Origin of the sequence: Streptomyces capoamus (assembly GCF_014654935.1) — a bacterium.
In the GTDB taxonomy this organism is placed as follows: domain Bacteria; phylum Actinomycetota; class Actinomycetes; order Streptomycetales; family Streptomycetaceae; genus Streptomyces; species Streptomyces capoamus.
Genome location: NZ_BNBF01000009.1, coordinates 132,098 through 142,238, shown reverse-complemented (window position 1 = coordinate 142,238; position 10,141 = coordinate 132,098). Strand labels below are relative to the sequence as shown.

At 74.3% G+C, this 10,141-nt stretch carries 12 protein-coding genes; 7 read left to right on the top strand and 5 right to left on the bottom strand.

What is annotated here, in order from left to right:
- Positions 1 to 566: AMP-binding protein (locus IE312_RS40410; protein ID WP_229899892.1), on the bottom strand; the 566-nt coding region annotated here is incomplete at its 3' end.
- A 76-nt stretch (positions 567 to 642) separates the two neighbouring features.
- Complete coding sequence (locus tag IE312_RS16605) at positions 643 to 1,830, bottom strand: thiolase family protein (RefSeq protein WP_189982507.1); 1,188 nt, start codon at positions 1,828 to 1,830, stop codon at positions 643 to 645.
- A 132-nt stretch (positions 1,831 to 1,962) separates the two neighbouring features.
- Here IE312_RS16605 and IE312_RS16600 point away from each other — a divergent pair, with 132 nt between their 5' ends.
- The 4 genes from IE312_RS16600 (at position 1,963) to IE312_RS16585 (ending at position 4,680) form a co-directional block, all read left to right on the top strand.
- Positions 1,963 to 2,772, top strand: coding sequence for an alpha/beta hydrolase (locus IE312_RS16600; RefSeq protein ID WP_189982505.1), 810 nt, complete (start codon positions 1,963 to 1,965; stop codon positions 2,770 to 2,772).
- 84 nt (positions 2,773 to 2,856) lie between these two features.
- On the top strand, positions 2,857 to 3,345 hold the full coding sequence (locus IE312_RS16595; protein ID WP_189982503.1) for a Dps family protein: 489 nt from the start codon (positions 2,857 to 2,859) through the stop codon (positions 3,343 to 3,345).
- Positions 3,346 to 3,376: 31 nt separating this feature from the next.
- Complete coding sequence (locus IE312_RS16590; RefSeq protein WP_189982501.1) at positions 3,377 to 3,721, top strand: DUF3140 domain-containing protein; 345 nt, start codon at positions 3,377 to 3,379, stop codon at positions 3,719 to 3,721.
- A gap of 161 nt (positions 3,722 to 3,882) precedes the next feature.
- Positions 3,883 to 4,680: an SAM-dependent methyltransferase gene (locus IE312_RS16585; protein ID WP_189982499.1), complete on the top strand. Its 798-nt coding sequence runs from the start codon at positions 3,883 to 3,885 to the stop codon at positions 4,678 to 4,680.
- Positions 4,681 to 4,686: 6 nt separating this feature from the next.
- Here IE312_RS16585 and IE312_RS16580 read toward each other — a convergent pair whose 3' ends face one another.
- Complete coding sequence (locus tag IE312_RS16580; protein WP_189982497.1) at positions 4,687 to 5,541, bottom strand: Cof-type HAD-IIB family hydrolase; 855 nt, start codon at positions 5,539 to 5,541, stop codon at positions 4,687 to 4,689.
- Between the two features lie 193 nt (positions 5,542 to 5,734).
- On the opposite strand from IE312_RS16580, the gene IE312_RS16575 reads away from it, so the two are divergent.
- From IE312_RS16575 to IE312_RS16565, 3 genes are read left to right on the top strand one after another with little or no spacing between them, the layout of a single operon-like run.
- Positions 5,735 to 7,138 (top strand): glutamine synthetase family protein, encoded by a 1,404-nt coding sequence (locus tag IE312_RS16575; RefSeq protein ID WP_189982495.1) that lies wholly within the window; start codon positions 5,735 to 5,737, stop codon positions 7,136 to 7,138.
- A gap of 2 nt (positions 7,139 to 7,140) precedes the next feature.
- Positions 7,141 to 8,316, top strand: a complete 1,176-nt coding sequence (locus IE312_RS16570) for an amidohydrolase family protein (protein ID WP_189982493.1) — start codon at positions 7,141 to 7,143, stop codon at positions 8,314 to 8,316.
- 16 nt (positions 8,317 to 8,332) lie between these two features.
- The gene (locus IE312_RS16565) at positions 8,333 to 8,860 is read left to right on the top strand and encodes an NUDIX hydrolase family protein (RefSeq protein ID WP_189982734.1); all 528 of its coding nucleotides are present in this window, start codon (positions 8,333 to 8,335) and stop codon (positions 8,858 to 8,860) included.
- Positions 8,861 to 8,880: 20 nt separating this feature from the next.
- Here the strand turns inward: IE312_RS16565 and IE312_RS16560 are convergent, their stop codons facing one another.
- Together IE312_RS16560 and IE312_RS16555 are read right to left on the bottom strand one after the other, a co-directional pair.
- Entirely contained in the window at positions 8,881 to 9,219 is a 339-nt protein-coding gene (locus IE312_RS16560) for an STAS domain-containing protein (protein ID WP_189982491.1), read from the bottom strand.
- A partial coding sequence (locus tag IE312_RS16555; RefSeq protein WP_229899891.1) for a PP2C family protein-serine/threonine phosphatase occupies positions 9,216 to 10,141 on the bottom strand: 926 nt, incomplete at its 5' end. The genes IE312_RS16560 and IE312_RS16555, both read right to left, overlap by 4 nt.

Below are 10,141 nucleotides of genomic sequence, written 5' to 3'. Positions count from 1 at the left end.
GCGGCCCCGCCGGAGACGCACACCCGCAGCTCGGGGAGCCGGCCGGCGTCGGCGGCGGCCGCCGCGAGGGCCAGGAACATGGTCGGCACGCCGTGGAAGGTGTTCACGCCCTCCTCCACCATCAGCTCGATGGCCCGGGCCGCGTCGAAGCGGGGCAGCAGGACGAGTAACTCGCCGCCCAGGACGACCGCGCGGACGCCGGTGGCGCGTGCGGCGGCCGTGCCGGTCTCCGCCTGCCCCGGGTGCACCAGCAGCAGCGTGGCCTCACTGTCCCGCAGGACGTGCTCGACCTCGCCGGCCGACAGCAGCAGGTGCACGGGGACGACGACGGCGCCCGCCGCAGCGATCGCGTAGTAGGCCACCGGGAACTCGGCGGTGTTGGGCGCCATGAGGGCGACCCGGTCGCCGGGCCGTACGCCGAGCCCGGTCAGCGCGCCGGCCTGGGCCAGCGCCCGCTGCCAGACCTCGGCGAAGGTGAGCCGCAGCCCGCCTTCGACGAGCGCCGTCTTGTGGGGGCGGCGCCGGGCGTTCTCGGCGAGGATGGCGGCGACGGACAAGGTGGCCATGCCAGTGGTGCTCCGTTTCCTTGCTGCGGCTCGTGTACCGGATCCCCGCGCGGGGATCCCCCCCGATGCGGATGCTCTAGTGCCTGTCGACCAGCACCGCGCTGCCCTGGCCCACGCCCACGCACATGGTCGCGAGCCCGCGCTCCGCGCCGGTGCGCCGCATCCGGTGCAGCAGGGTGGTCAGGATGCGGGCGCCGGAGCAGCCGAGCGGGTGGCCGAGGGCGATGGCGCCGCCGGTGGGGTTGACCAGCTCCGGGTCGATGCCGAGCTGGTCGACGCAGGCGAGGGCCTGCGCGGCGAACGCCTCGTTGAACTCGGCCTCCTGGAGGTCGGCGGTGCGCCAGCCGGCCCGGGCCAGCACCTTGCGGGTGGCGGGAACCGGGCCGAGGCCCATCACGTCCGGGTGGACGCCGGCGGAGGCGCCCGCGACGTACCGGCCGAGGGACTCCAGGCCCAGCTCGTTCAGGGCCTCCTCGCTGACCAGCAGGAGGCCGGCCGCGCCGTCGTTCATCGGCGAGGCGTTGCCGGCCGTCACGGTGCCGTCCGCGCGGAAGACCGGCTTGAGGCGGGACAGCTTCTCCAGGGAGGTGTCCTCGCGGACGCACTCGTCCTGCTCGACCACGACGCCGTCGGGGCGCTCGACGGGCAGGAGTTCGTCGTCGAAGTGGCCGTTCTTGCGTGCGGTGGCGGCGAGCCGGTGGCTGCGCAGGGCGAACTCGTCCTGCCGGGTGCGGGAGATGCCGTACCGCCCGGCGACCTCCTCGGCGGTCTCGCCCATGGAGAGCAGGCCGTGCAGCTCCTTCATGGCGGGGTTGACCAGCCGCCAGCCGAGCCGGGTGTCGTGGGTCTCGACGCGCTGCGGCAGGGCCTCGTCGGGGCGGGGCAGGACGAAGGGGGCGCGGCTCATCGATTCGGAGCCGCCGGCGATGACGATGTCGGCCTCGCCCGCGGCGATGGTGCGGGCGGCGGCGGTGACGGCCTCGAGTCCGGAGGCGCACAGCCGGTTGACGGTGGCGCCGGGCACGGAGTCGGGCAGCCCGGCGAGCAGGACGGCCATCCGGGCGACGTTGCGGTTGTCCTCGCCGGCCTGGTTGGCGGCGCCCCAGTAGACGTCGTCGATGCGGGCCGGGTCGAGCGCGGGCACTTCGGCCACCAGGTGGCGGATCACGGTCGCGGCCAGATCGTCGGGCCGGACGGAGGAGAGGGCTCCGCGCAGCTTGCCGATGGGGGTGCGGCGGGCGGCCGCGAAGTGGACGGGACGCACGGCTGGGACTCCTGACCTACGACGCTGTGGATCACGGATCAATTAATTAGCACTGCTAGTTTTGGACTATAGACCCCCGACCGCCTCGCTGGGAAGATCCCCAGGAGCTTCACCGCAGCAGCTGGAGGAGACATGCCCCCCGTCCGCGAGTACACCCTCGACGGCACCCACGGCACCCTCGCCGTCCACGAGTGGCCCCGTCCGGACCCCCGTTACCTGGCGCTCCTGGTGCACGGCTACGGCGAGCACGCCGGCCGGTACGCGGAACCGGCCCGTGCGCTCACCGGGCACGGTGCCGCCGTCCACGCGCCCGACCACGTCGGCCACGGCCGCTCGGCCGGCGAGCGGGTGCTGATCGAGGACTTCGAGGACGTGGTCACGGACGTGCACACGGTCGCGGAGTCGGCCCGTGCCGCCCACCCCGGCCTGCCGCTGGTCATGGTGGGCCACTCCATGGGCGGACTGATCGCGGCCCGTTACGCCCAGCGGTACGGCGGCACGCTGAGCGCGCTGGTCCTGTCCGGCCCGGTGATCGGCACCTGGGAGCTGCCCGGGCGGCTGCTGGCGATGGCGGAGATCCCCGACGTCCCCATCAGTCCCGCCGCGCTCTCCCGGGACCCCGCCGTGGGCGCCGCGTACGCCGCCGACCCGCTGGTCTGGCACGGTCCCATGAAGCGGCCGACGCTCGAGGCGTTCGCGCGGACCCTGGACACCGCCGCCCGCGGCGGTGACGTCGGCCCACTGCCGCTGCTGTGGCTGCACGGCGAGGACGACCGGCTGGTGCCGTTGTCCGGCAGCCGGACCGGGGTGGAGCGGCTGAGTGGTGGGCGGCTGACCGAGCGGATCTTCCCGGGTGCCCGGCACGAGGTGTTCCACGAGACCTGCAAGGACGAGGTGCTGGCCGAGACGCTGCGTTTCCTGGACCGGGTACTGCCCCGCTGAGCAGCCGGTTTGCCCCTCGGTGCAGCGGGCACCCGCTTGCACGGACATGACCGTGCACAGCTCACGAAAGGGGACGTACGCGCCATGACCGTGGTCAAGAGCACGCTGCCCGAGGAGGCACTCGGCGTCACCGGGACCGCCCTGCAGGAGACCCTGGTCGACCTGCTCGGCCTGTCGCTGATCGGCAAGCAGGCGCACTGGAACGTCGTGGGACCCCGGTTCCGGTCGATCCACCTCCAGCTGGACGAGGTGGTCGCCGCGACCCGGGAGCACTCGGACACCGTGGCCGAGCGGGCCGCCGCGCTGGGCGTGTCGCCGGACGGCCGGCCGGAGACCATCGCCGCGACCTTCGCGCTGCCCGGCGCCAAGGACGGCTGGCTGCGCGACACCGAGGTGGTCGAGCTGATGGTGTCGGCGCTGGAGGCGGCCATCACCCGGCTGCGCGAGCGCATCGAGGCGACCGAGAAGGCCGACCCGGTCACCCAGGACCTGCTGATCTCCGTCACCGCCGACCTGGAGAAGCAGCGCTGGATGTTCGAGGCGGAGAACCACCCGCGCGACGACGCCAGCTAGGACATCCGCTCCCGCACGGAAGGGGGAGACCATGGCCGACGCCCTGGAGCTCGATGCGCTGTGGGAGGACTTCCACCGCGTGGTGAACATGACCTCGGCGGAACTCGCGGCCTGGCTGAGGGTCCGGGACGCCGACGAGGAGACGGAACCGCTGCCGGAGGAGGCGGGCACGCCCACCGGGCAGCACGTCCTCGGCATCCTGCAGAAACGGCGTACCGACCTCACCGACGACGACGTCCGGGTCATGCACGAGGTCGTCGACACGGTCGGTGACCTGATCGACCCGGAGAACGAACCGGAGCCGGAGAACACGCCGGAGGACACCCGCCGGCGGCACCGGCTGATGACGCTGGGCCACGACCCGCTCAAGCCGTAGCCGCTACGGCACAGGACCGCCGGCCGGCCGCCGCATCGTGGGGCGGTCGCTCGGCGGACAGGTGGCCGAAGACCGTCTGCGCCGACGCCGCACGACGTGCCAGACTGCTTCCCGCACGTCCCGGACCGACCACCGGGACCGGACGGGTGGAGGAGCGGCGCGTGACGGGGACCGGCCCGCGGACGCAGGACGGCATCGACACCAGCAGGCCGCATCCGGCCCGGGTGTACGACTGGTTCCTCGGCGGCAAGGACAACTATCCGGTCGACGAGGAACTCGGCCGCAGCATCGCGGCGATCGACGCGGGCGCCCCGAGGGCCGCCCGCGCGAACCGGGCGTTCATGCACCGCGCCACCCGGGCGCTGGCCGCGGAGCAGGGCGTCCGCCAGTTCCTGGACATCGGCACGGGCATACCGACCGAGCCGAACCTGCACCAGATCGCGCAGTCGGTGGCGCCGGACGCCCGCGTGGTCTACGTCGACAACGACCCCATCGTGCTGGCCCACGCGAGCGCCCTGCTGCGCGGCACCCCCGAGGGCGTGACGGAGTACGTCCAGGCCGACGCCCGGGATCCCGGCAGCATCCTGGAGCGCGCCGCCCGCGTCCTGGACCTGGACCGCCCGGTGGCCCTCTCCCTCATCGCCCTGCTGCACTTCGTCGCCGACGAGGACGGCGCCCGCGACCTGGTCGGCACCCTGGTCGGCGCGCTGGCGCCGGGCAGCTTCCTGGTGCTGTCCACGATGACCGCCGACTTCGAACCGGAGAACGTCCGCAAGGGCATCGCGGCCTACGCGGCCGGCGGTGTCACCCTGGTGGCCCGTTCGCACGCCGAGGTGGGCGCGTTCTTCCAGGGCCTCGATCTGCTGGAGCCCGGCATCGTCCCCGTGGCGCGCTGGCGGTCCGAGGACGCGCCCGACGGGCCGGTCTCGCTGTACGGCGGGGTCGCGCGCAAGCCCTGAGCCGGGCTACAGGCCGAGCACGCGGGCCACGGTCCGCAGCACGCCCCCGTCGTTGTTGGACGGGGCGAGGTGGCGGGCCCTGCGGACGACCTCGGGGTGGGCGCCCGCCATGGCGAAGGACCACTCGGCGGCGTCGAGCATCTCCAGGTCGTTCAGGTAGTCGCCGAACACCATGGTCTGCGCGGGGGTGATGCCCAGCTCCCGCTGCAGGCCGCGCAGGGCGGCGCCCTTGTTGGCGGTGCGGTTCATCACGTCCACCCAGTGCTCCCCGGAGACCACGACCTGGTGGGTTGTGGCGAACGGGGCGAGGCCCGGGGCGATGCCGCGCTCGGCGGAGCCGAAGTCGAACAGGGCGACCTTGATCACGTCGTCGTCGACCGCGGTGACGTCCTCGACGATCCGGTGCTCGACGTAGTAGGTGCGCACCTGCGCGAGGAACGCCTCGTCGGTCCGCTCGACGTACGCGGCCCGCTTGCCGCAGACCACGGCTCCGACGTCCGCGCCGGCCGCCACCAGCCGCCTTACCGTCCGGACGACCCCGGCGACGACGGACCGGTCGAGCGGGTCGGAGCTCAGCTCCACGCCGTCACGGACCACGTACGTGCCGTTCTCCGCGATGAACACCATGCCCTCGGCGACCCGCGCGAACTGCCGGTGCAGGGTCGCGTACTGGCGGCCGCTCGCCGGGCAGAACAGCACCCCGCGGCGGCGCAGCTCCGCGAGCATCGGCCAGAAGCCTTCGGGGAGCCGTTTGGCGTCGTCCAGCAGCGTGCCGTCCATGTCGGTGACGACCAGCCGGATGTCGGCGGGGCCGGCGGCCGGTCCGCAGGGGTCCAGGAGGGAGGCGGGCGTGGCGGGCATGTCCTGCTTCCGGTCGGGTGCGGGGATACCGGTCCAGTGTTCCTCATGCGCCCCGCGTGCCCGGAACCGCCCATGGTGCCCGGTTGCCGGGACAGCGCGATCGGCGGGCGGCACAATGACGGCGGACGACCGCTCCCGATCACCGCACGCGACCGCAGCGGACCGTCGGGGTCCCGGACGGCCTGGAGGACGTATGACGACTGACGCCGACCCGGTGCCGGGCGGCCGTCCCGGTGAGCCGCGCCGGGCCGCCGCCCTCGCCGCCGACCTGTCCGCGCGGGACGTGCGCGGCATCGTGCTGGCGTACGTCGACACCGCGGGCGTCGGCCGGGTCAAGACCATCCCCACGGCACGGCTGGAGGCGGCCGTGTCCCGGGGCGTCGGCATGTCCCCGGTGTTCGACACCTTCCTCGCCCACGACCGTGTCGTCACCACCGACGTCCTCGGCTCCCCCGACGGCGACCTGCGGCTCTACCCGGACCTCGACCAGCTGGTCGTCCTGGCCGGGCAGCCCGGCTGGGCCTGGGCGCCGGTGGACCGGATCACCCAGGAGGGCGCCCGGCACCCCGGCTGTTCCCGGACCTTCCTGCGCCGGGTCGTCGCCGACGCCGCCGAACGGCACGGCCTCGCCTTCAAGGCGGCGATCGAGATCGAATGGTCCCTCGGGCTGGACTCGGCGCCCGCCGGGGAGTTCGTCCCGGCGGTCTCCGGGCCCGCGTACGGCGCGATCCGGCAGGTGGAGCTGAGCGACTACGGCGCCGACCTGCTGGCCGCGTGCGCCGCCCAGGGCCTGGACGTCGACCAGCTGCACCCCGAGTACGCGCCCGGGCAGTTCGAGATCTCGGTGGGCGCGCGGGACCCGGTGGCCGCGGCCGACCGCAGTGTCCTGGTCCGCCAGACCGTCCGGGCGGTGGCCCGGCGGCACGGTCTGAGGGTGTCGTTCGCGCCCGCCGTGTCCGGCGAGGGCGTCGGCAACGGCGGCCACCTGCACCTGTCCTGCTGGCGCGACGGGGTGAACCTGCACGCGGGCGGCGGGCGCCGGTACGGCATGACGGCCGAGGCGGAGTCCTTCGCGGCCGGGGTCCTCGCCCGTCTGCCGGCGCTGACGGCGGTCACCGCCCCGAGCCCCGCCAGCTATCTGCGGCTGCGGCCCTCCCAGTGGGCAGGGGTCTTCACCGGCTGGGGCCGGGAGACCCGTGAGGCCGCCCTGCGGATGGTCACGGGCACCGCCGGCCGCCATGAGAAGGACGCCAACATGGAGGTCAAGCCCGTCGACCTGGCCGCCAACCCGTACCTCGCCCTCGGCTGTGTGATCGCCGCCGGACTCGACGGCGTCACCGCGGGCCGCGCGCTGCCCGACGAGATCACCGGCGACCCGGCCCGCTACGGCCCCGACGAGGCGGCGGCCCTGGGCGTCCGGCGGCTGCCGCGGTCGCTGCCGGAGGCCGTCGAGGAGTTCCGCGCGGACCCGGTCCTGCGGTCCGCGCTGGGACCGGTCCTCGCCGACGCCGTGACGGCCGTGCGGCTCGGGGAGGCGGCGGACGTCGACGGCCTCGGCCCCGACCAGATCGCGGCGGCCTACCGCTGGACGTACTGACCATGGCCGCACCCGGACCCGTCCACGAGGCGCTCGCCGCCCTGCCGCTGGTGGACCACCACTGCCACGGCGCGGTCACGGCCGACCTGAGCGCGGCCCAGTTCGCGTCCCTGCTCACCGAGGGCGCGGCCTGGCCCGGTGTCTCCCCGTTCGACAGCCCCGCCGGGGTGGCCGTCCGACGCCACTGCGCTCCCCTGCTGGACCTGCCCCGGCACGCGCCGCCCGCCGACTACGTGGCCCGGCGCGCGGAGCTGGGCTGGCAGGAGGTCAACCGCCGGTTCCTGACGGCGTCCGGAGCCGGCGTGTTCTGCGTGGACACCGGCTACGCGCCGTACCCGCTCACCTCCCCCGCGGAACTGGCCGCCGCGGCCGGCGCCACCGCCTGCGAGGTGGTACGGCTGGAGCGGATCGCGGAGTCGGTGGCCGCGGGCGGGGTGACGGCGGGCGGGTACGCGACGGCGTTCGAGGCCGCCGCCGAAGCGGCCGTACGCCGGCCGGGCGTGGTCGCGGTGAAGTCCGTCGCGGCGTACCGGACGGGCTTCGCGCTGGACCCGGAGCGCCCGGCCGCGCCGGAGGTGGCCCGGGCGGCCGGGCGCTGGCTGGCGCGCGGCGGACGCCTGGACGATCCGGTCCTGCTGCGGCACGTGCTGTGGACCGCGGTCGGGCTGGGGCTGCCGCTGCAACTGCACACCGGGTTCGGCGACGCGGACCTGCGGCTGGACCACGCCGACCCGGCGCTGCTCACCGACTGGCTGCGCCGGACCGCCGGCACCGTGCCGGTGCTGCTGCTGCACTGCTGGCCGTACCACCGCCAGGCCGCCTATCTCGCCGCGGTGTTCGAGCAGGTGTACCTGGACGTCGGCCTCGCCCTGCACCACACCGGTCCGGCCCGCTGCCGGGCGGTGCTGGAGGAGGCGCTGGAGATCACCCCGTTCCGCAAACTGCTGTACAGCTCGGACGCCTACGGTGTGGCCGAGTTCCACCACCTGGGCGCCCTGTGCTTCCGGCAGGGGCTCGCCGGTCTGCTCCAGGACCGCGTGGACGCCGACGAGCTGAGCCTGGGCGACGCCCTGCGCATCGCGGACTGGACGGGCCGCGACAACGCCCGCCGGCTGTACGGACCGCCCGTATCCGAACCGGCCCGCGATTCCGGCGGGCCCCCCACCCGGAAAGTATGATCAAGCAATGTCTGACATGACCGAAACCACGCCCGGCTGGCTGACCTCGGACGAGCTGGAGATGGCCAGGGCCCGGATGCCGATCCTGTACGTCGAGGCCGTGCCCGTGCGCGTGGACGACAGCGGCGAAGTCACCAGCATCGGGCTGCTGCTGCGCATCGGCCCGGACGGCACCGTCAGCCGCACCCTGGTCTCCGGCCGCGTCCTGCACCACGAGCGGGTCCGCGACGCGCTGCTGCGCCACCTGGAGAAGGACCTCGGCCCCGTCGCCCTGCCCCGCGTCCCCGCCTCGCTGCAGCCGTTCACGGTCGCCGAGTACTTCCCCACCGCCGGCGTCACGCCGTACCACGACCCGCGCCAGCACGCGGTCTCCCTCGCCTACGTCGTGCCGGTGACCGGGGACTGCCGGCCCCGCCAGGACGCGCTGGACCTCGTCTGGTTCAGCCCCCAGGAGGCCGCCTCCGCAGCGGTGCAGAGCGAGATGCCGGGCGGTCACGGGGTCCTGCTGAAGCAGGCCCTCGCCCACGTGGGACTGGCCCTCTGACGTTCGGCCGCCGCCTCCCGTCAGGAGCCGGCGGCCGTCTCGCCGTCGGGGTGGATGGTGAAGATCCGGTCCAGGCCGACGATACGCAGGACGCGCAGGGTGTGGGCGGGCACGGCGGCGAGCGCGACGTCCGCCCGGGCGGCGTGCGCGTGGTTGCGGGCGGCGATCATGGCGGTGATGCCGCTGGAGTCGCAGAACGCCATCCGGCCCAGGTCCAGGGTGAGGCGCTGGCCGGGCCGCAGGCCGATGGTGGGGATCAGGTCGCGCAGCTGTGGGGCGTTGGCGTAGTCGAGTTCGCCGGAGATCTCCAGAACGGGACCGGTGGCGGCGTCTCGGGTGGTGATCTTCAGCGGGCTCATCGTGGGTGTCTCGTCCGGGGGGCGGGTGAAAGGGCGACGACGGCGGTGTCGTCGTCGAGGCCGTCGCCGAAACTCTCCAGCAGGGCCGTCACGGCCTCGACGACGGCCCGGGGGGACGTGTCGGCCTGTCCGGCGGCGAAGGCCAGCAGGGCCTCGTCGCCGAACAGGGTGGTGCGGTCCGTGCCGGTGCGGGCCTCGGTGAGGCCGTCGGTGTAGAGCAGCATCGTGTCGCCCGGGGCGAGCACGGTGGTGGCGGTGACGAACGGCGCGGAGGGCAGGATGCCGACCAGGAGTCCGCCGGGGGTGGGCAGGAACTCGGCGGTGCCGTCGGCGCGCAGGACCAGCACCGGCGGGTGTCCGCCCGAGGCGAGGTGTACGGTGACCTCGCCGGTCGCCGGGTCCGGCTGGAACCAGCCGAAGACGGCGGTGCAGTAGCGCGGGTCCCCGCTCGCGGAGTACCGCGCGTGCAGCACCCTGTTGAGGATGGTCAGGGCGGAGACCGGATCGGGGTCGTGGAGTGCCGCGGCGCGCAGGGTGTGGCGGGTCAGCGAGGTGACCGCGGCGGCCTGGGGTCCCTTGCCGCACACGTCGCCGAGGAAGAACGCGAAGCGTGCGCCGTCCACGGGGAAGACGTCGTAGAAGTCGCCGCCGAGCCGGTCGGGGGACGCGGTGTGGTAGTAGGCGGCCGCCTCCATGCCGGGCATCGCCGGCAGGGTGTCGGGCAGGAGCGACCGCTGCAGCACGACGAGGGCGTCCTGGAGCCGGGCGCGATCGGCCTCGGCCTGCCTGCGGGCCTCCTCGGCCTGCCTGCGCGCTTCCTCGGCCTGCTTGCGCGCTTCCTCGGCGTCCTTCCTGCGGCGCAGCAGTTCTTCCTCGTAGGAGCGGCGGTCCCGGGCGTCGAAGACGGTGGTGCGGACCAGCA

Bases quoted from the DNA above. Each gene is read 5' to 3' on its own strand.
- IE312_RS16565 (WP_189982734.1), top strand. From the start codon at position 8,333: ATGACCGAAACCACGCCCGGCTGGCTGACCTCGGACGAGCTGGAGATG.
- IE312_RS16590 (WP_189982501.1), top strand. From the start codon at position 3,377: ATGGCCGACGCCCTGGAGCTCGATGCGCTGTGGGAGGACTTCCACCGC.
- IE312_RS16595 (WP_189982503.1), top strand. From the start codon at position 2,857: ATGACCGTGGTCAAGAGCACGCTGCCCGAGGAGGCACTCGGCGTCACC.
- IE312_RS16570 (WP_189982493.1), top strand. From the start codon at position 7,141: ATGGCCGCACCCGGACCCGTCCACGAGGCGCTCGCCGCCCTGCCGCTG.
- IE312_RS16600 (WP_189982505.1), top strand. From the start codon at position 1,963: ATGCCCCCCGTCCGCGAGTACACCCTCGACGGCACCCACGGCACCCTC.
- IE312_RS16580 (WP_189982497.1), bottom strand. From the start codon at position 5,541: ATGCCCGCCACGCCCGCCTCCCTCCTGGACCCCTGCGGACCGGCCGCC.
- IE312_RS16560 (WP_189982491.1), bottom strand. From the start codon at position 9,219: ATGAGCCCGCTGAAGATCACCACCCGAGACGCCGCCACCGGTCCCGTT.
- IE312_RS16575 (WP_189982495.1), top strand. From the start codon at position 5,735: ATGACGACTGACGCCGACCCGGTGCCGGGCGGCCGTCCCGGTGAGCCG.